Raw genomic sequence first — 19527 nt, forward strand, 5'->3', positions numbered from 1 at the left:
TTAGTTTCCGTCGTCGATCTGGCGCGTGCGGTAATCCGGGCCGAGCCGGAAGGCCGCGCGGCGGGCCGCCAGCCACGATTCTTTCAGCTCGCGGGCGCGCTCATCGGTGACGCGGAGGAGTGATTCTAACTCCTGCGTGCGCATGCCGTGGGCGTGGATTCTGATATTGAGGCGGCGGAGGAAGCGGCGCGCCCCGGCTAATTCGTAGTGGAACGCATCGATGGCGGGGTGGGAGCAGTCGAGGTCGAGCAGCGCCGGCCGGTACAGCGTGCGATCCGCCAGTGGCTCCGCCTCTGTGGAGGTTTCGAATTCCTCGAATTCGGCGATGACGTCCTGGATATCGTCCGCCGAAAGCGAGATGGAGCTGCGCAGGGCCCTCCGTTCCGCGGTATCGGGGCGCGTGCGCAGCATAAACCACCCCGCGCCCACCAGCATGGCGGCGATGATGAGGCCGGGCAGTTTTAGCGTGGCAACAATCGCGATCGCGCAAAGGACCAGGAGGATAAAGACAAGTGTCCTCCGGTTTTGCGGATCGCTAAGGAAAGCCATGGCCTAAAATCTAGTGCCCGCCGCAGCCGCAACCGCCGGATCCACAACCGCATCCGCCATCGCCGCAGCCGCCAGACGGCATGTCAATAGCGGCGGTGAGCAGGGCCGTACCGGAGATTACGGTATCCTTGGCCGGCAATTCGCCACGGTCCGCCGGCAGGCAGAGATCGAAGGGGAATAGCCCGTCCATGACGAGGTGCGCGAACTTTTCGCCGGTGAGTTCATTGGTGCGCCACTCGGCTTCCATCACCCGGGCGGCAAAAGTAGCCGCCGGCGTGGGGGCCTGCGCGCCGGAGCCAGAGGCGATCACGCGTGCACCTTCGGATTCAAAAAGGGCGGGGTACTCACCGGTCTTGGCCTCGTAGGCAGAAGGGGAGTCGTAGGTGGTGATATCCAGTCCCATGGCGGTCAGCGATACCTGCTGCCATTCCTGCCGCGGTTCTTCTGCCAACAGTGGCCCCTGCGCGAGGTTCGCCGTGACCTGGGCCAGCGGCGTGCCGAAGGGATCGATGATGTCCATGATCGCTAGAACGTCATTAAACATCTCCACGTGGGCAAAGCCCTGCGTGACCGCATCGAAACCAATAAAGGTGGCGTAGGGCTCTACCGCCAAGATATTAAGCTGGGCGCCCGAGGGGTCGCCGTATTGGATGAGTTGGCCACCTCGGACCTCACCGGTGACGGCAAGGTGGTCCGTGGCGATGGCTGCCTCGACCGCGTCCTGCCAGCGTTCGAAATCCAAGCCGATGGCCTGCATTTCGGTATTCTTTTTCTGGGTAGTAGTCGTTGGCCTAGGCTGCGTGGTTTCCATAGCCACCATTGTATCGCTTTGTCCAGTACGCCCGGAAACCGCAATTCCCGTTTTGCCGCCTAACGTGCCAAAATAGATAGCAATATGAACAAATTTTCCCCGCAGAATTCTGATAGCTCCGCGAGCAAGGATGAACTTCTCGCCCAGGCCTTCCGCGACCACGCGGATACCCCGCAGGAAACCACGCCCACCAGCGGCGATCTAGATTTGGCCGAACGCAACGCCTTCCGCCGCGTTACCCGCGAGACCTCCATCCGCGCCGAGGACACCACCGATGGCTACGAGGTGGAATACCGAAAACTGCGCCTCGAGCGCGTTATCCTCGTGGGCGTGTGGACCGAAGGCACCGTAGCGGAGGTCGAAGCCACGATGGATGAGCTGGCGGCCCTAACCGAGACCGCCGGCGCCGACGTAGTCGAAATGATCTACCAAAAGCGCGATAAACCCGACCCGGGCACCTTCATCGGCTCGGGCAAGGTCAAAGAGCTCCACGATATCGTCGAGGCCACCGGGGCCGATACCGTCGTCTGCGATGGTGAGCTAAACCCCGGCCAGCTCACGGCGCTCGAGCGGGCGCTGAATACTAAGGTCATCGACCGCACCATGCTCATCTTGGACATCTTTGCCCAGCACGCAAAGTCCAAGGAGGGCAAGGCGCAGGTCTCGCTAGCACAGCTGGAATACCTCTATACCCACACCCGCGGTTGGGGTGGCAACCTTTCGCGCCAGGCCGGTGGCCGCGCCGGTTCTAATGGCGGCGTGGGCCTGCGCGGTCCCGGTGAAACCAAGATCGAAACCGACCGCCGGCGCATCCGCACCGAGATGGCGCGCCTGCGCAAGGAATTGCGCGGGATGAAAACCGCCCGCGAGGTCAAGCGCTCTCGGCGCCAGTCCTCCACGATCGCTCAGATCGCCATCGCAGGCTACACCAACGCCGGCAAATCTTCGCTCATTAATGCCATGACGAACGCGGGCGTGCTTGTGGAAGACGCGCTTTTTGCCACCTTGGATCCCACCACGCGCCGCGCCTCGCTTGCCGATGGCCGCCAGGTCGTCTTCACCGATACCGTCGGCTTCGTCCGCCACCTGCCCACCCAGCTAGTGGAGGCCTTCAAATCCACCCTGGAAGAGGTGCTCGCCGCCGATATTATGCTGCACGTCGTGGACGGATCGGACCCGTTCCCGCTCAAGCAAATCGAGGCGGTCAATAAGGTCATCTACGATATCGTCAGCGAGACTGGTGAGCAGGCCCCGCCGGAAATCATCGTGATCAACAAGATTGACCAGGCCGAGCCGCTCGTGCTTGCGGAGCTGCGCCACGTCCTGGATCATGAGGACGTCGTCTATGTTTCGGCGCGCACGGGGGAGGGCATCGACGAGCTGAGCGCGCGCGTGGAGCTCTTCCTCAACTCCCGCGATAGTCACGTTAAGCTGCAGGTTCCCTTCACCCGCGGCGATGTCGTCTCCCGCGTGCACGCCGAGGGCACCGTGCGCAGCGAGGAATATACCGAAAATGGCACGCTTGTCGATGTCCGCCTGCCCGCCACCACCGCCCGCGAGCTCGCCGAATTCATCGTGGAGGAAGATTCCTAAAATTCGTGCTCCATGGCCCATAATGGTGGTTCGTGAGCATACTAGGTTGGACCGTCCACGGCGACGGTAAGAAGATTGCACCAGGCGCCGTGGTCGCGCCCGAGGAACGTTTAAGCTGGGGCCGAACCATTGGCATCGGCATGCAGCATGTGGTGGCGATGTTTGGTGCCACGCTGCTGGTGCCCACCCTGACCGGATTTCCGGTCAATACCACGCTGCTATTTTCCGGCATCGGCACCATCCTCTTCCTGCTGATTACGCGCAATCGCCTGCCGTCCTACTTGGGCTCGTCGTTTGCTTTCATCGCTCCGCTGACAGCCTCGCAGCAATACGGGATCGCGGCGCAGGCTGGATCCATTCTGGTGACCGGTTTGGTGCTGGTGGCGGTCGGTATCGTGGTCAAGGCTGCCGGCAGGCGGGTGCTCGATGCGGTGATGCCACCGGCGGTTACCGGCGCCATCGTCGCGCTCATCGGGCTCAACTTGGCGCCGAATGCGGCCGAAAACTTCGCCAGCCAGCCGTTGGTAGCAGGCATTACGCTGCTGGTTATTCTCTTGGCCACTGTGGCCGGGCGCGGCATGGTATCGCGCCTGTCCATCCTCATCGGAGTGGTCGTCGGCTGGATTTTCGCCGCCCTGACCGGCAACTTGGGCGAGGATGCCAAGGCCGCCATCGATGCCGCCCCGTGGGTAGGACTGCCCGAATTCCATGCCCCTGAGTTCCATCTTTCGGCCATCGCCGTGGCCCTGCCGGTGCTCGTGGTGCTGATTGCGGAAAACGTCGGGCACGTTAAGGCTGTCTCCGAGATGACCAACCGCGACTTAGACGATCTTGCCGGCGATGCGCTGATTGCCGATGGCCTCGCCTCCTCCCTCGCCGGCGGCTTCGGCGGCTCCGGTACCACCACCTATGCCGAGAATATTGGCGTCATGGCCGCCACGCGCGTCTATTCCACCGCCGCGTATTGGGTCGCCGCCTTAACCGCAATCTTGCTGGCCTTCGTCCCGAAGTTCGGCGCGCTGATTTTCACCATCCCTACCGGCGTGCTCGGTGGGGCAACCCTCGTGCTCTATGGCCTTATCGGCATGCTGGGCGTGCGCATCTGGATGGATAATGAGGTCAACTTCAATAACCCGGTGAACCTGACCGCGGCCGCGGTGGCCTTGATCGCGGGCATCGGTAACCTGACGCTGACCGTGGGCGGGGTGAGCTTGGAGGGCATCGCCTGGGGCTCGGTCGGCATCATCGTTGCCTATCCGATCATGCGGAAGCTGTACGAAACCGTGGGCGAAGGTAACGGCGCCAAGTACTAAATTCTGTGGATAACTTTGTTGAACCCGCCGCGAAATAGGGTCGTAGCGGTACGGTTTGCAGCCTAATCCACAGGCCTTCGTGCGTGCGGTCGCGGCTGCGCAGGGTTTTGCGCTGTACTAGGCGGCATGAACGCACTCGACCGTTACTTATCCGCGCTGGGCCAGGGGATGGACATCATCGCCGCCGCCCAGGGCTTAAGCGAGCGCGACTTGGTGCAGCGCGGTGCCAGCGACGTCGCCGCGCGCGATTTGGTGCAGCTTTGCGATATCTATTTTGGCCGCAGTGCCTTTAGCGCCAAGCAACGCACGGCCCGCTCGACGACGCACCCACTAGACGTGCTCACCCTGATCGAGAAATTCGCACTGCGCGCTCGCACCCAGCGCGATGCCTGGGCCGTGCGCTCCGAGTTGTGTAAATTTCGCGGCAGCGCCACGGCCTTGCGCAAACGGGCGCGCGCCATGTTGCGGGAGCTCCAACCGCCCCGCACTCCCAAGAAAGGAGTGCGCATTACCCGCCGGCCGCGCGGACCGTGGTCGTTGACCATTACCGGGGAATCCGCCGATGTCGCCGATATGCACGCCGCCCTTGATAACCAGAGCCCACTGGACTCAGTTAAGTCCATCTTCTTCGGCGGGAAATCTGGGGCGCGCACCACTGCGAGCACGCAGGTGGTCATCACCTTGGACGAGCTCGATCGCATCGTTGACGGCGATGGCGAGGAAATAACCCTGCAGCTCACCAATGGCTCGCGAATCAGCGGCGCTGACCTCGTGAGCCGGGTTTTAAGCGATCACGGATACATCACGCTTGTGCATCCCGTTGAAGGGCCGGTCAATTTGTACCGCACGTCCCGGTTCGCCAACGCGAAGCAACGGTTGATGGCTGCCGCAGTCAATCCCGTATGTCCCTGGGAAAAGTGCAACTATCCTGCGGATGAGTGCCAGATCCACCACCTAGAAAGCTGGCAGCACGGTGGCAATACCAATTCCGCTAATCTCGCTACCTGCTGCCCGTACCACAACGGCGTTAACGACGATGACCCGAAGGCGCCACCGCGGCGCGGGCGATTGGCCCGAATACAAGGAAAGGTTCGTTGGCTTCCTCCCGGGGCCACGCCTCCCGGAAGCCCTAACGGAAACGACAGGCCATCGAACACTGGCCGCAATTGAGTGCTGCACTAACGAGTTAAATCTGCTCACAGGGGCAGCGAAGAACTGCCTGCGGATCGCAAAAGCTCCCCGCCATCAAGGCGAGGAGCGTACGAATCGTGCTTAAACGCTAGTTATGAGCAGCAGCGTTTAGGAAGCATCAAGATCCTGCTCGATGAGGCTCGCGATCTTCTCAACGGCTTCTTCGTTGTCAGAGGTAACGGTGACCTCGTCGCCCTGCTCAGCACCGAGGGCCATGATCATCAGGGAAGAAGCGGCGTCGGTTTCGTTATCGTCATCTTCACCAACAAGGTTCAGGAAAATGTCCTCGTCGAATTCGCCGGCAGCGTCAGCAATGATGGAGGCAGGACGTGCGTGCAGTCCTACGGAGGAGCCGACCTTTACAGTCTTGGAAGCCATGGAATTTATCCTTTCTGTGGTTAATTTATCGTGATCCAGTGTACGAGTGTTTGGTTTATGCCGCCACGTTCTGGGAACCGGTCTTGGACTCTGGAGCAGCCTTTTGAGCAGCTTGTTGGACGGTTTTATTTGGCCAGAATTGCTTCATGGCCAAGACTGCGACGGTGGATACCGCCACGCCGGCAAGGATTGCGACCAGGTAAGCCCAGAACGGATCGATAGCGAAGGCGACGAAGACACCACCGTGCGGAGCACGGGACTCGACCGACAGAGCCATGGAGATAGCACCCGTCACGGCACCACCGGCCATCATGGAAGGGATGACGCGGAACGGATCGGCCGCGGCGAACGGAATGGCGCCTTCGGAGACGAAGGACAGGCCGAGCAGCCAGGCGGACTTACCGTTTTCCTGCTCAGCAGGAGTAAACAGTGACTTGCGAATGAAGGTTGCCAAGGACAGTGCGATGGGTGGAACCATGCCGGCGGCCATGACAGCGGCCATGATTTGCATGGAGGCTGCATCGCCAGTGGACAATCCTGCGGTGGCAAAGAGGTAGGCGGCTTTGTTGACCGGGCCACCCAGGTCGACGCACATCATCAGGCCCAAGATGATGCCGAGCACTACGGCAGAAGACCCAGACATGGAAGACAGCCAATTTTGCAGGCCCTCCATCAGCGCGGCCAGTGGGGCGCCGAGCAACAGGTACATCGCCAGGCCAACGACCAGGGAGGTCAAAAGCGGAATGATGACCACCGGCATGAGGGAACCGAGCCAGCGCGGGACTTTCCAATTGCCAATCCACAGGGCGATAAAGCCGGCCAACAAACCGGTCACCAGGCCACCGATAAAGCCCGCGTCGAGCGTTACGGCGATAGCACCGCCGACGAAGCCCGGCGCAATACCCGGGCGTCCGGCCAGGGCGTAGGCGATATAGCCAGAAAGTGCGGCGACAATAAAGCCCATTGCGGCCTGGCCGATGGCAAAGAGTACCGCGCCTATATAAAGCGAGTAGCCGGAATGCTCGAACGACATCGTCTCGCCGTCGACGATGATTTCATTGCCCGGCAGGTTGGACAGGGAGTAATTGGTGGAAAGCGCCTGCCAGCCATTGGCCATATCGGCGCCACCGAAGAGGAATCCGAGGGCGAGCAGCAGGCCGCCGGCGGCGACGAACGGCACCATGTAGGACACACCGGTCATAATCGCCTGCTGGATGCGCTTGCCCCAACCTAGCGACTGGCCCTCTTCTTCGGCGGAGGAAGGTAAGGCCGTTCCAGAGACCTTGCGGGCGTTCGGGTTCTTTGCCGCCGCAATGGCTTCATCGAGCATCTTGCCGGGCTCGTTGATGGCGCGCTTGACGCCGGATTCGATGACGGGTTTGCCCGCGAAGCGCTCACGGTCGCGCACGCCGACGTCCGTGGCGAAGATGACGGCATCGGCAGCGTCGATGGTGGACTGCGAGACCGATTCGTTATTGGACGAGCCCTGGGTTTCGACGGTGAGATCGACGTCGTCGCGCTCGCCGGCGGTCTGGGTGAGGGCATCGGCAGCCATGTAGGTGTGCGCGATGCCGGTCGGGCAGGCCGTGATGGCAACGATGCGGGTAGCTTGTGCCGAGTCTCCCGCGCTTTCCGATGCCGCTTCCGCTGCCCCACCTGCAGCAGCCTCCGCGTTGTCCTGCTTTTTCTTCTTCGGCTTTTCCGCGTTGACGACGGCGAGGATTTCTTTGACGATTTCTTCCTTCGTCGTCGCGGTGCGCAGGGCCTCTAGGAAGTCCTTGCGCACGAGGGCGCGGGCGAGCTTGGAAAGAATCTGCAGGTGGGCCTTGCCGCCGCCAGCAGGTGCGGCAATGAGAAAGACTAACTGGGCATCGTCGTCGGGGCCGGAAAAATCCACGCCGCGGGACAGGCGGGCGAAAGCCAACGTCGGCTCGGTGACGGCCTCGGAACGGCAGTGGGGGATGGCCACGCCTCCAGGTACGCCGGTGCCGGCCTTGGCTTCGCGGTCGATGGCGGGCTGGGCGAGGCCTTCGACCTCGGTTGCGCGCCCGGTATCGTGCACCAGGGTGGCGAGGTTAGTGATTACGGAATCGACGCTATCGCCGAAGTCGGCGTCGAGCGCTACCAGTTCGGTAGTGATGAGATCGGATGCCATGATGGAAGGCTCCTTTAGCTATAGAGCGGAGATGGAGGTGTGGGCGGTATCGAGTTCTTCGGGGCGGGGGAATTGGGTGCCCGGTTTTGCGGCCGCAGCGGTGCCATAAGCCACCGAGAGCGCAAGGGAATCTGCCGGTCCTTGCCCCTGCGTGCGCCCTAATAGGTATCCGGCCAACGCGGCATCACCCGCGCCGACCGTGGATTTCACCGTGGCAGGAGGCGGGGTGGCAGCCCATGCGCCGTCTGCGTTTACCAGCACGGCGCCGGCGCCGCCGAGGGTGACAAGCACTTCCTTGATGCTGCGCTTCACGACATCTCTAGCAGCCTCCACGACCGGGCTATAGTCTCCGGCCGCAGCGGCGCGCTCGAGGGCGAGGCCATCCTGACCGGTGAGCTGCCCCAGTTCGAAACCGTTGGGTTTGATGAGATCCGGGGCTGCGGAATCGAGCTGCTCGGCGATGGCCTTCATCGGGGCATCGGAGGTATCGACGGCGATGCGCGCCTGCGGGGCGGCAGTGCGGATTTCCTTGATGAGGTCGGTATACCACCCGGCGTCAACACCCTTGGGAAGCGATCCGGCAAGGGCTACCCAATCGGCGGACTGGGCGTGGCGGGTAAGGGTGGCGATGAGGTGCTTTTGGGTGGCATCGGAAAGCAGCGGGCCAGGGCCGTTGACCTTGGTGGTCGTGCCATCTGGCTCGGTGATGGTGGTATTGACGCGCACGCCGCCATCCATGTTCACGTGGGCGTAGGGGAGGTCGACGTCGTGGATGAGGTTGATGAACGGATCGGCCGCGCGGGCGGGGAAGAGGGCCAGGGTTTCTTTCCCGGCGAGGTGAACCGCGTGGGCGACGTTGACGCCTTTACTGCCCGCAACCTGGGTAACACTGGCGGCGCGGTGAACATCGCCTGAGGTCAAAGGCTGATTGAGCGCCAGGGTGGCGTCGATGCTTGGGTTTGGGGTGAGCGTGAGGATCATCGAGAACTTATCCCTTTCGCAGAGTGCGTATATTGGGGGCCACACGCAGTCGGTCCGGTTGGAACACGCGCTTAAGCCCGCCATTAATGTTTATTCTTGCCCGATTGTGTTGGAAAGTCAATAGAAACCGTGTGGCATACATTGCATTTCTGTTGGATTTGTGATGATCTGGAAATAAATAAGCCGCTATCTTCGAAGGAAGTATCGCCATGGAAAATACGCTTCAGTCCACTGTTAAAGGAACCGGCGTTGTTGCTGGAGTCGCCTATGCAGAAGCCGTATGGGTCCGCCCCCGCCCGGACCTGCCTACTGAAGGAAGTATTGACCAAGAGGCCAGCAGCGAAGCCGAATACGATCGCTTCCTCGAGGCAGTCGATATCGTTGCCAGCCGCTTGGAAAACCGCGCCGCAGCCGCGGAGGGCCAAGCCTCGGAAGTGCTGACCGCAACCGCCGGCATGGTCAAGGACCGTGGCTGGCACAAGGCCGTGCGCAAGAACATCCGATCCGGCAAGAATGCCGAGTTCGCCACGGTGGGAGCCACGGACAAGTTCGTCACCATGTTTGAGGCGGCCGGCGGCGTTATGGCTGAGCGCACCACCGATCTGAAGGACGTGCGCGACCGCGTCATCGCCCAGCTGCGCGGCGAGCAGGAGCCCGGTTTGCCCATGGTGGAAGGCCAAGCGGTACTTTTTGCCGATGACCTCGCGCCTGCCGATACCGCCACCCTGGATACCGCGCATATCCGCGCACTCGTCACCGAGCTGGGCGGGCCCACCAGCCACACCGCGATCATCGCTCGCCAGCTCGATATTCCGTGCATCGTTGCCGTGGGAAACAAGCTGCGCGAGATTGAAAGCGGCACGCTCGTCTTCGTCGACGGTGCGCTTGGAACCGTGACGCTGGGCGCGGACGAGGCAGAATCCACCAAGGCGGTCGAAGAATATCGCGAGCGCGCCGCCCGCGTTGCCGAATGGACTGGACCAGCGCAAACCAAGGACGGCCACCGCGTGCAGCTTTTGGCCAACGTGGCCGATGGCAACGCCGCCCGCATCGCCTCCGACTCGCAGGCAGAGGGGATTGGCCTCTACCGCACGGAGCTGTCGTTCCTATCCGCTAGCGAGGAGCCTTCCGTTGACGAGCAGGCAAAGATTTACAGAAAGGTCTTCAACGCCTACCCCGATTCCAAGGTCGTGGTGCGCACCTTAGATGCTGGCTCCGATAAGCCGATTTCTTATGCCACGCTGTCCTCTGAGGAGAACCCGGCATTGGGTGTGCGCGGCCTGCGCATTGCCCGCGATAATGAGTCCCTCTTGACTCGCCAGTTGGATGCCATCGCACAGGCTGCGGAGTCCCGCGGCGAAGCTGCCGAGACCTGGGTCATGGCACCGATGGTGGCGACCTCGAAGGAGGCCCAGTGGTTTGCGGAGCTGTGCCGGGAGCGCGGCCTGACCGCGGGCGCGATGATTGAGGTGCCCGCAGCAGCGCTGATGGCAGATAAGATCATGCCGCATCTGGACTTCGTATCCATCGGCACCAATGACCTCACCCAGTACACGATGGCCGCTGACCGCTTGTCGCCACAGCTTGCTTACCTCACCGATCCGTGGCAGCCGGCCGTGCTTCGTCTGATCCAGCACACCTGCATCGCTGGACACGAATACAACGTCCCGGTTGGCGTCTGCGGTGAGGCCGCCGCCGATCCGCTACTGGCCTGCGTATTGACCGGCCTTGGCGTCAACTCCTTGTCGGCTGCATCCACCGCAGTCGCCGGCGTCGGTGCCCAATTGGCCGAGTTGACCTTCGACCAGTGCCAGCAGCTTGCCGATGCCGCCCTCAATTCCGAAGGCCCCTCCGCCGCCCGTGCCGCGGCGATGGAGCAGATAGAAAAATTCAACTAACGGTATAAAGCTTCGCCCTCCCCACCTCGGCGCCGAGGCAGGGAGGGCGAAGTCGTGTGCGGCCTGGAGCTATTCGCTGGCTAGGACGACGTCGATCTCGCGCTCGCGGAGAGCATCGACGAAGGATTCCGGCGCGCCGGAATCAGTGATGACGACATCGATATCGGCAATGGAAGCGAAGCTCACCAGGTAGTCGTTGCCCAATTTGCTGGAATCGCACATGACCACGACCTTGTGGGCATTCGTGACGAAGGCGGATTTGATGGCTGCTTCTTGGGAATCGGCCGTCGACAAGCCGTGATCGAGGGTCAGGGCATTGGTGCCGATAAAGGCGACATCGGCACGCATGAGCGCCATGGTGCGCAAGGCGGTATCGCCGACGACGGCCTGAGTGATTGCGCGTACGGTTCCGCCGAGGAGCTGGACATCGGGGACGCCACTATTGGCGAGGGACAGCGCAATGGGCAGGCTATTGGAGACGATATTGAACTGCGCTTGCAGGTATTGCTGGCTGATGAGCTCGGCAAAGGTATTGATGGTGGTGCCGGCGTCCAAAAAAATGCTGCCGCCGCCAGGGGGAAGGAAATCGAGCGCGGCATGCGCGATGGCGGCCTTGGCCCCCGATGCGGATCGCTGGCGGGTATCGAGCGTGAGCTCCGCGGTTTGGAAGGCTTGCGAAGCAACGGCGCCGCCGTGCACGCGGTGGACAACGCCCTCTCTATCCAGCACAGCTAGGTCGCGACGGATGGTTTCGGCAGTCACATCGAAACGCTCTGATAAATCGGTGACGTTAACGCGACCCTCGACAGCAGTTTGGGACGCGATTTGGCGGCGTCGCTCCTCTGCGTACACGGACCCTCCTTGCTCCTTGCCTTCGGCCGGGCGGTTACTCCATTTGCGTATGCAGGTGCGCGGTGAAAGCTATATGATGTGGGATTTCTTCCTCCATTGTGTCAAAATTCGGCGGTAATCGGACGAAAACAAAAATACAGGTTTGTGCGGCTGTCCGTTTTTGAACAAAACTTGCTGGTCAGTAAGCAATATTTCACCGTGATGAAAGTCAGACCTATTAGTGATTAACTTACGGATCCGTTATTTCGGGGGTGCTTTATCAATAGGGAGCCCGAGTTCAAGTTGGTTTTATGGGGCGCGATTGTATGGATGAACGGACTTAAACTTTGGTAAAACTGGTACCGCCCTGCTCTCCAAGGCGGGGAGACAGGGCTGTGCGAGTGGGTCGAAAGTACGCGTTTCAAGGAAGCGGGCGCAGAATAAAGGTAGCGGTTATGGCCGCTAGTGAAGAACCGGCGTACAGCGAGTTCACATCTGCCTGGCGCGACTTAGAGCTTGCGGAAGACGGATACTACCTTGCCCATAATCTCTGCATCGTCGCCGTTGATGGGTGGGTAGGCATCATTGTGGGGAAGGAGCCACACGCCCGAGGAGTCGCGATGGAATTCTTTGACGGTGGCCTCGGAGCCATCGAGAAGCGCGGCGACAAACTCGCCTTCCTCAGCCACTGACTGCGACCGGATGATGACCCAGTCGCCGTTAAGGATGCCGGCATCCTGCATGGAATCACCCACAACCTGCAACATATAAAGCTCGCCGCCGCCGACGACCTCGTCCGGCATGGGGAAATACGTATCAATATTTTCCTCTGCGGTGATCGGTGCACCGGCGGCAATGCGTCCCACGACGGGAATATAAGCTACGGCGGCGGACTCTTCAGGGCTGCGGACAGAGGTATCGGTGGCCTCTTTAGATTTACGGCCTGGTTTCTTTTCGCCGTCGTCAGTATTGAGGTGACGCACATCGACCGCGCGTGGCTTATTAGGATCGCGACGCAAGAAGCCCTTTTCTTCCAGCTGCTTGAGCTGATAGGCCACGGACGAGGTGGATTGCAGGCCTGCGGCATCGCCAATTTCGCGGATGCTGGGTGGGTAGCCGCGTAACATCACCGCATCGCTGATGACGTTCAGGATGCGGCGTTGCCTTTCGGAAAGAGAAGCGTAATCGTTCTTTGCGTTGCTTGCTTTTTTGCGGCCCATGTGCGGCTCCTAGCTAGGGGTCTGAGGTTCTGCGGTCGTGGCTTGAAAAGGGGACTGGGTGGCAGCTGCGTGCCATAACCCATTTGTAGCACGAAAAGTACAGGCGTTCGAGATTTGCACACAAAACTGGACAGGTTTTCGAAGGAATGCTATAAATCGAACATAGAATCAATCTCGAACACAGGAGCGACATTATGCTTCTGTCGTGTCAAGGGGCCGCTTTAGACTTACGGCGGTCGTCGAAAGGAAAGAAATGTCTCAACTACTTAACTCTCGCAATAACATGGTTAAACAGCACTCGGTACGTCCACAGATCGTACCTTCAGCCGCTATCTGGGATATTGATGATCGTAGGTGGGGTGCTCAGCATCCCCGCTCTGAAAGAGGAAAAATTAGGACACTAGATTCTGAATATCGAACGAATTCTAAAGGGGATTCGAATATGTGGACTGAAGAATATTCGTTGCCTAATGTGGCGAACAAGACGATCGAAGAAGACGATGCCCAGAGTTCACGCAAGAATTATCTCCTTGGTGCTGTGTTCGGCGCTGCGGTATTTTTTGGCACGGTCGTCGGCGGATTGATGGGCACGAGCGCTGAGGCACCGACTGAACCTGGCGCTTCGGTACAGCAAGTAGAAGCAGCGCTCGTTCAGTAATGCATCTAGTACTTAAGCGAGCGTTGGGAGGGCTTTAGGCTTGGCGTCTTTTTTGCCATCAGCTTGCCTTCCTCTGATTAGACGAGACCTGCTCACTTAACGAGGCAGGCATGCCGGTAACAGGAGTCTGGTGTATTGGCGTCTGAATCCTGGTTTGGCCTCGGGGTAAACTAAGCCGAGAAGCTAAAATAGCGAAAGGACTAGCGTGTACTGCCCGTTTTGCCATAACGAACAATCCCGCGTTATTGACTCTCGCGTGGTTGATGCAGGCGCATCGATACGGCGCCGCCGCGAGTGTGCTTCGTGTAAAGGGCGTTTTACCACTGTGGAAAAGGCCGTACTGCTGGTCGTTAAGAGAAACGGCCTTGCAGAACCATTTAGCAGGGACAAACTCATTCGGGGTGTCAGGCGCGCTTGCCAGGGCCGAGATGTTAGCGATGATGCCCTTAAGAAGTTGGCACAAGAAGTTGAGGAAACAGTGCGGGGCCATGGGTCATCGCAGGTTAACGCCAACGAAATTGGGCTTGCGATCCTTGAGCCGCTGCGCGACCTAGACGAGGTCGCATATCTGCGCTTTGCCTCGGTATATAAATCTTTCGAGAGCGCGGACGATTTTGAATCGGAGATTCGACTGATGCGGCGACGCGATCGCGGGGACCTTTAAAATGCGGGGCTTATGGCGGTTTCTTAGCAGTTATACGGCCATGCGAGTGCAGGTTTAGAGCAGTTTTAGCTGGCTTTTTGCATCATTATTTCGCTGTGATCGGCTAATTCTCATGGCGCCGGCGGCCAGGAGAACGGATTTCCTTGTGGTTCGTCGGCAGCGGCGCATGGGCGGCAGTTGTGTTTGGGCTGCGGCGATAGTCGGCTGGCGGTTTTGGTTAGCCAGCCGACCGACCAGCGATGGCGGGAGCGGAGTTCTCGGCGGGTGACGGGGACTCGAGGTGCTGGGAGGTCAGCGCAATTTATCCACTGCCTTCTGGATCCTCCGCAGGGATACCGCGTGCGCCGTGCCGAGGCGCTGGGCGAATAGCGAGACCCGCAATTCCTCGATCATCCAGTGGATGTCCTTGACCTCGCGCGTCTTTTCACGACCCGCGGGGAGGTTGCGCAGCCGGTTTGCCAGGTAGGCCTTGGCGTTATCGACCTCGGCCTGACGGTCGGCATCGCGATCTGGGTCGAGCGACAGGTCTTCCAAGCGGATCCGCATTGCCTGGATGTAGCGGGGAAGGTGTCGCAGGTGCGCGGCTCCGTGCACGGTAATGGCATTCGGCGGGAGAAGGAAAGCGAGTTGCTTTTCCATATCGTCGATGGCGGTACCGTCCCAGTGAGAAAGCTCGGCGCGGAGATTGGAATACTCAGCCAGGCCGGGGGCTATCGAAACAATTGATTGCCGCACGCGGCCGGGGACCTGTGGTTTTACGGAATCCTTGAGCTCGGTAAACGCCTCTGGGGAGCGCACGGGGCCGCCGGCTTCGAGCATGAGGTCACGGATTGCCGCGACGCGTGCGTCATTGACCAGCCCGTCGGCACCGCCATGCGGATAAGAATCCACGGCGACGCGCTGTTGCAAGGGTAGGCCCTTGACCATTTGCGCGGTCGAGACAGAAATTTCGCGCATCAAGAGCGTGAGGGTGGTGGTGACCATGGCGGCATCGGCTGCGGCCTTGGTGGGGTGAACCTTAAGCTCCACGCCGTCTTTGGTGGCCACCAGCGCTGGGTAGGCGGTGACTTCGTGGCCGTCAACGGTGGTGGTGACGGTCTCGTCAACGGTGCCCAGGGTATCGTCGGTCCACTCGCTGACTGCGGTCGATTCGGCGGTGCGGCTAACTTGAGAGACGGACGATTTGATGTGCCCGGCCTGGCGCTCGCGCAGGGCGGCAAGGTCCCTGTCGGAGTCGATGATGGTGCCACGCTTGTCGATGGCCGCGTAGTTCATCCGCAAATGATCCGGCAGCTTGTCCGGTTGGAAGTCGGAGGCGTTGATGCCGTGGCCGCCGAGCTCGCGCAGGACATCGGCAAGCTGCTGGGTAAGGGGGCCTTCGAAAGGAATGAGCCGGTCCATGGCGCGTTCGGCAAATTCCGGGGCTGGCACGACCGTGCGCCGCAGGGCCTTGGGAAGGGAACGAATAAGTTCGTTGACGAGCTCGAATCGCAGGCCGGGAACGAGCCAATCGAAGCCTTCGGTATCAAGCCCGGCAAGCATAGGCACAGGCACCATCACGGTGACGCCATCGAGCGAGTCGCCGGGTTCGAACCTATAGGTCAGCTCGTAATCGATGGATCCCTTGCGCCAGTGATCTGGGAAGGAGACTTCGGTTACGTCGTGGGAGTCATCGACAAGCGTGGCTGGGTCGAAATTCAACAGATCGGGTTCCTGGCGGCGCTTTTTCTTCCACCAGGAATCGAAATGGCGGCCCGTGGTGATCTTGGCGGGAATGCGCTGGTCATAGAAATCGAAGAGGGTATCCTCATCCACGATAAGGCCGCGGCGGCGGGCCTTTTCCTCGTATTCGGCCGCCTCATCAAGGGCCTGCGCGTTTGCCTTGAGGAAGTCGTGGTGCGCATTCCACTCGCCGGCGATAAGCGCATTGCGGATGAACATATCGCGCGCCGCGACGGGATCCACGCGGTGATAGGGCACGGTGCGATCCGCGACGATGGGCACGCCGTAGAGCGTGGACTTCTGGTGTGCGATGGCGGCCGCGCGCTTGCGGGACCAAGTGGGATCGGAATAGTTGTGCTTGAGCAGGTCCGCACCGAGTTTTTCCACCCAGGCCGGATCGATAGCGGCAACGTCGCGTGCCCAAAGCCGAGAGGTTTCGACGAGCTCTGCCGCCATGAGGAACTCGGGCGGCTTTTTGGCCAACGCGGAGCCTGGAAAGACGAGGAAGCGGGTATTGCGCGCGCCGTGGAACTCCTTGGAATTGCCGTCGCGGGCGCCAATATTGGAAAGCAGGCCAGATAGCAGCGCGATGTGAATATCGTCGGAACGGCACTCGGTGCCTTCCTGGTAGTTCCAACCCAGTTGCTTGGATACGTCTTTGAGCTGGCGGACCAAATCGAACCATTCGCGGATGCGCATGTAGTGGAGAAACTCCTGCTTCATGTGCTTGCGGAACTTATTTCCCGATTGCTCGTTGCGGGTCTGTTTGATGTAATCCCACAACTTCAGCATGGACAAAAAGTCAGAGGTCTTGTCCTTAAAGCGCGCGTGCGCTTGATCGGCTTGTGCTTGGTACTCCAGCGGGCGTTCGCGCACGTCTTGGATGGTCATGGCGGCAACGATCACGATGACATCGTGGAGGCAGCCGTTGGTATGGGCCTCGATAAGCATGCGTGCCATGCGGGGATCGAGTGGGATGCGGGCCAAATTGCGGCCGGTTTCGGTCAGCGCCGGTTTCTCGTGCTTGTCCTGGAGAGCACCGAGCTCGTGGAGGAGGTTGAGGCCATCGCGAATGGCCTTGAACTCGGGTGGCTGGAGGAAAGGGAATTTCTCGATATCGCCGAGCTTGAGCGAGACCATCTGCAAAATGACGCTGGCCAGGTTGGTGCGCAGGATTTCCGGGTCAGTAAACTCTGGTCGGCTTTGAAAATCTTGCTCGCTATAGAGGCGGATAGCGATGCCATCGGCGACGCGGCCGCACCTACCCGAGCGCTGATTGGCAGAGGCCTGTGAAATGGGCTCGATAGGCAGGCGCTGCACCTTGGTCCGCGTGGAATAGCGCGAGATGCGCGCGGTGCCGGTATCCACGACGTAGCGGATTCCGGGCACGGTCAGCGAGGTTTCGGCGATATTGGTAGCCAAAACGATGCGCCTTCCGCGGTGATTGCTAAATACGCGGTGCTGTTCCTGGTTGGACAGGCGCCCGAAGAGGGGAGCGACCTCCACGTTTTTCCACTTCTTGGCCTCGATTGCTTCCATGGCATCGCGGATATCGCGCTCGCCTGGGAAAAAGCAGAGGATATCGCCATCGCCTTCTGCCATGAGCTCCTCGATGGCCTCGGTTAAGCCATCGAGCGGGTCCTGATCCACCAGTTTTTCACCGGCCTCGAATTCGAGGGGGCGGTAGCGAATTTCTACCGGATAGGTGCGCCCGGATACCTCGATGATGGGCGCAGGGGTGCCATCGGGCTGGGCGAAGTGCTCGGCAAAACTTTCCGGATCGATCGTCGCGGAGGTGATAATCACCTTGAGATCGGGCCGCTTGGGGAGCAGTCGCTTCAGATATCCCAAGAGGAAGTCGATATTCAGCGAGCGCTCGTGCGCCTCATCGATAATGATGGTGTCGTATTTATTAAGGAAGCGATCGCGCTGCATTTCCGCTAGCAGGATGCCGTCCGTCATAAGCTTTACGGCGGTGGTATCAGAGACCTGGTCATCGAAGCGGATGGCGTAGCCTACCGATTCCCCGATATCTTGGTCCAGCTCGGAGGCGATGCGCTCGGCGACGGTCCGCGCGGCAATGCGGCGCGGCTGCGTATGCCCGATAAGGCCGCGGCGACCCCGGCCGATGTCGAGGCAGATCTTAGGGATCTGCGTGGTCTTACCGGAACCGGTTTCGCCGGCAATGATGACGACCTGGTTTTCTTCAATCGCGGCGGCAATATCGTCCTTGCGGCCGCTGACCGGCAGGGAGTCGGGGTAGGTGAGTGGGGGAACGGCGGCATCGACAAGCGCCAGGCGATCTGCGGCAGCCTGGATATCCTGGCCGATTTCGCGCAGGGCCTTGGGGGCGCGTGCCTTCGATAGGCGGCGGCGGAAGCTGCGGGCCTCGGCGATGGTGACGTTGTCTAATGCGGCAAAAAGTTCATCGCGGCTAGGGGCCTGCGACGTCGTGGTTTCATGCTGTGTCATGGCTAATTTATGAGCTTACCCCGGTTACGTGGAGTGGAAAAAGTTGCTATTGTGAAAATACTTGTCTCAACGATACTTTTCTCGTTGCGCCCAACCTGAATGCAGAAGGAAGGCACCGCTGATGAACGACGATAAATCCGGTGGAAATGACGATTTTCCCCGCTATGAACCGACCGACCACCCAGAAGACCAGCCGAGCTACGGAAGCCTGCCGTCCTACGGCGGAAGCCACGAGAGCGGCAGCTACGAAAGCTCCGGCAACCAAGGATATGCGGGCTACCAAGCACAGGACAATACCGTAAATTCCGGCGGGTTTACCGGAAAGCCCTCGGCCATTGATTCGATTTCGTGGGCCTTTCGCACGGTGTTTAAGAACTGGAAACTGTGGATACTCGGTGCCTTGCTCGTTGGCGTCATTGTCATAGCAGTCTCCGGAGTGAGCCTGGCCGTTGCTCCCGCAGAGGGCGCGGATGCCTCCGGTGCGGGATCCATTGTGCAAATCGTGTCCTACGTGATCATGGTCGTCGTCAGCTTGTTGGCGATGCGACTGGCGCTTTTCCAGATCGATGACCCGCGTACTGGGTGGAGCTATGTGGGCAAGGACGTGCGGTGGTGGCAGCCACTGGTGATCATGATCATCATCGGTATTATTTCCTCGGTAGTAATGTTCCTCTTCGTTGGTGGCTCGATCTTCCTCGGCCCAGACGCGGGCGCCGACGCCACCGAGGACGAGGAATTGGATGCCATGGCTGGCTTCGAGACAAGCTTTTTCGTCATGTTGCTTGTATTGATGCTCATCGGCCTATTCATCCAGCCGCTTTATATGCTGATGCAGTGGTTTGCAGCCGACGGTGACGGGGTTGGCCAGGCCATCAAGAACGGATTTAAGGCCGGTAAAGGAAACTACGGCCAGCTCTTGCTGCTGACGGTGCTCAACGTGCTGATTACCATTGCCGGCGGCATCCTGTTCCTGGTTGGCTTGATTGTCGCCGTACCGGTTACCTTGCTGGCTACGGCATATTTGTTCCGCCAGTGCGCAGGCCGCGCGACTAGCCAAGCTGCGTAAGGCGCTTTAGCATTATTTAAGGCCA

At 60.2% G+C, this 19527-nt stretch carries 15 protein-coding genes; 7 read left to right on the plus strand and 8 right to left on the minus strand.

Annotated features, from left to right (window positions below; translation table 11 throughout):
- Window positions 1–549, minus strand: coding sequence for a hypothetical protein (locus tag ABRP88_RS01310; RefSeq protein WP_284852011.1), 549 nt, complete (start codon window positions 547–549; stop codon window positions 1–3).
- A 10-nt stretch (window positions 550–559) separates the two neighbouring features.
- Complete coding sequence (locus ABRP88_RS01315) at window positions 560–1369, minus strand: hypothetical protein (RefSeq protein WP_349835819.1); 810 nt, start codon at window positions 1367–1369, stop codon at window positions 560–562.
- A 75-nt stretch (window positions 1370–1444) separates the two neighbouring features.
- Here ABRP88_RS01315 and hflX point away from each other — a divergent pair, with 75 nt between their 5' ends.
- The 3 genes from hflX to ABRP88_RS01330 all read left to right on the plus strand — a co-directional run bounded on the left by hflX (window position 1445) and on the right by ABRP88_RS01330 (window position 5436).
- Window positions 1445–2953 (plus strand): GTPase HflX, encoded by a 1509-nt coding sequence (gene hflX, locus ABRP88_RS01320; RefSeq protein WP_349835820.1) that lies wholly within the window; start codon window positions 1445–1447, stop codon window positions 2951–2953.
- A 32-nt stretch (window positions 2954–2985) separates the two neighbouring features.
- Window positions 2986–4266: a uracil-xanthine permease family protein gene (locus ABRP88_RS01325; RefSeq protein ID WP_349835821.1), complete on the plus strand. Its 1281-nt coding sequence runs from the start codon at window positions 2986–2988 to the stop codon at window positions 4264–4266.
- A 126-nt stretch (window positions 4267–4392) separates the two neighbouring features.
- Complete coding sequence (locus ABRP88_RS01330; RefSeq protein WP_349835823.1) at window positions 4393–5436, plus strand: HNH endonuclease signature motif containing protein; 1044 nt, start codon at window positions 4393–4395, stop codon at window positions 5434–5436.
- Between the two features lie 129 nt (window positions 5437–5565).
- On the opposite strand, the gene ABRP88_RS01335 is transcribed toward ABRP88_RS01330, so the two are convergent.
- The 3 genes from ABRP88_RS01335 to ABRP88_RS01345 are packed head-to-tail and all read right to left on the minus strand — an operon-like array spanning window position 5566 to window position 8971.
- Window positions 5566–5835, minus strand: a complete 270-nt coding sequence (locus tag ABRP88_RS01335; protein WP_349835824.1) for an HPr family phosphocarrier protein — start codon at window positions 5833–5835, stop codon at window positions 5566–5568.
- Between the two features lie 55 nt (window positions 5836–5890).
- Entirely contained in the window at window positions 5891–7990 is a 2100-nt protein-coding gene (locus ABRP88_RS01340) for a PTS fructose transporter subunit IIABC (RefSeq protein WP_349835826.1), read from the minus strand.
- Between the two features lie 18 nt (window positions 7991–8008).
- Entirely contained in the window at window positions 8009–8971 is a 963-nt protein-coding gene (locus tag ABRP88_RS01345) for a 1-phosphofructokinase family hexose kinase (RefSeq protein WP_349835828.1), read from the minus strand.
- A gap of 209 nt (window positions 8972–9180) precedes the next feature.
- Here ABRP88_RS01345 and ptsP point away from each other — a divergent pair, with 209 nt between their 5' ends.
- Window positions 9181–10869, plus strand: coding sequence for a phosphoenolpyruvate--protein phosphotransferase (gene ptsP, locus ABRP88_RS01350; protein WP_284769659.1), 1689 nt, complete (start codon window positions 9181–9183; stop codon window positions 10867–10869).
- A 69-nt stretch (window positions 10870–10938) separates the two neighbouring features.
- Here ptsP and sugR read toward each other — a convergent pair whose 3' ends face one another.
- Both sugR and lexA read right to left on the minus strand, forming a co-directional pair.
- Window positions 10939–11721, minus strand: coding sequence for a transcriptional regulator SugR (gene sugR / locus ABRP88_RS01355; protein WP_349835829.1), 783 nt, complete (start codon window positions 11719–11721; stop codon window positions 10939–10941).
- Window positions 11722–12209: 488 nt separating this feature from the next.
- Entirely contained in the window at window positions 12210–12920 is a 711-nt protein-coding gene (lexA, locus tag ABRP88_RS01360) for a transcriptional repressor LexA (RefSeq protein ID WP_349835830.1), read from the minus strand.
- A gap of 253 nt (window positions 12921–13173) precedes the next feature.
- Here lexA and ABRP88_RS01365 point away from each other — a divergent pair, with 253 nt between their 5' ends.
- Window positions 13174–13578, plus strand: a complete 405-nt coding sequence (locus ABRP88_RS01365; protein WP_296087147.1) for a hypothetical protein — start codon at window positions 13174–13176, stop codon at window positions 13576–13578.
- A 205-nt stretch (window positions 13579–13783) separates the two neighbouring features.
- The gene (nrdR, locus tag ABRP88_RS01370; protein ID WP_023017363.1) at window positions 13784–14242 is read left to right on the plus strand and encodes a transcriptional regulator NrdR; all 459 of its coding nucleotides are present in this window, start codon (window positions 13784–13786) and stop codon (window positions 14240–14242) included.
- A gap of 291 nt (window positions 14243–14533) precedes the next feature.
- Here the strand turns inward: nrdR and hrpA are convergent, their stop codons facing one another.
- Window positions 14534–18436 (minus strand): ATP-dependent RNA helicase HrpA, encoded by a 3903-nt coding sequence (gene hrpA, locus ABRP88_RS01375; RefSeq protein ID WP_349835831.1) that lies wholly within the window; start codon window positions 18434–18436, stop codon window positions 14534–14536.
- A gap of 121 nt (window positions 18437–18557) precedes the next feature.
- Here hrpA and ABRP88_RS01380 point away from each other — a divergent pair, with 121 nt between their 5' ends.
- Complete coding sequence (locus tag ABRP88_RS01380; protein WP_349835833.1) at window positions 18558–19502, plus strand: hypothetical protein; 945 nt, start codon at window positions 18558–18560, stop codon at window positions 19500–19502.
- Window positions 19503–19527 lie beyond the last annotated feature (25 nt).

The organism is Corynebacterium sp. KPL2734, from assembly GCF_040225595.1.
Taxonomy (GTDB): Bacteria; Actinomycetota; Actinomycetes; order Mycobacteriales; family Mycobacteriaceae; genus Corynebacterium; species Corynebacterium rhinophilum.

Excerpts from the sequence above, each read along its gene's own strand:
- lexA (WP_349835830.1), bottom strand. The coding sequence starts at position 12,920 with ATGGGCCGCAAAAAAGCAAGCAACGCAAAGAACGATTACGCTTCTCTT.
- ABRP88_RS01335 (WP_349835824.1), bottom strand. The coding sequence starts at position 5,835 with ATGGCTTCCAAGACTGTAAAGGTCGGCTCCTCCGTAGGACTGCACGCA.
- hflX (WP_349835820.1), top strand. The coding sequence starts at position 1,445 with ATGAACAAATTTTCCCCGCAGAATTCTGATAGCTCCGCGAGCAAGGAT.
- ABRP88_RS01365 (WP_296087147.1), top strand. The coding sequence starts at position 13,174 with ATGTCTCAACTACTTAACTCTCGCAATAACATGGTTAAACAGCACTCG.
- ABRP88_RS01345 (WP_349835828.1), bottom strand. The coding sequence starts at position 8,971 with ATGATCCTCACGCTCACCCCAAACCCAAGCATCGACGCCACCCTGGCG.
- hrpA (WP_349835831.1), bottom strand. The coding sequence starts at position 18,436 with ATGACACAGCATGAAACCACGACGTCGCAGGCCCCTAGCCGCGATGAA.
- ABRP88_RS01310 (WP_284852011.1), bottom strand. The coding sequence starts at position 549 with ATGGCTTTCCTTAGCGATCCGCAAAACCGGAGGACACTTGTCTTTATC.
- ABRP88_RS01315 (WP_349835819.1), bottom strand. The coding sequence starts at position 1,369 with ATGGTGGCTATGGAAACCACGCAGCCTAGGCCAACGACTACTACCCAG.
- ptsP (WP_284769659.1), top strand. The coding sequence starts at position 9,181 with ATGGAAAATACGCTTCAGTCCACTGTTAAAGGAACCGGCGTTGTTGCT.
- ABRP88_RS01380 (WP_349835833.1), top strand. The coding sequence starts at position 18,558 with ATGAACGACGATAAATCCGGTGGAAATGACGATTTTCCCCGCTATGAA.
- ABRP88_RS01340 (WP_349835826.1), bottom strand. The coding sequence starts at position 7,990 with ATGGCATCCGATCTCATCACTACCGAACTGGTAGCGCTCGACGCCGAC.
- ABRP88_RS01330 (WP_349835823.1), top strand. The coding sequence starts at position 4,393 with ATGAACGCACTCGACCGTTACTTATCCGCGCTGGGCCAGGGGATGGAC.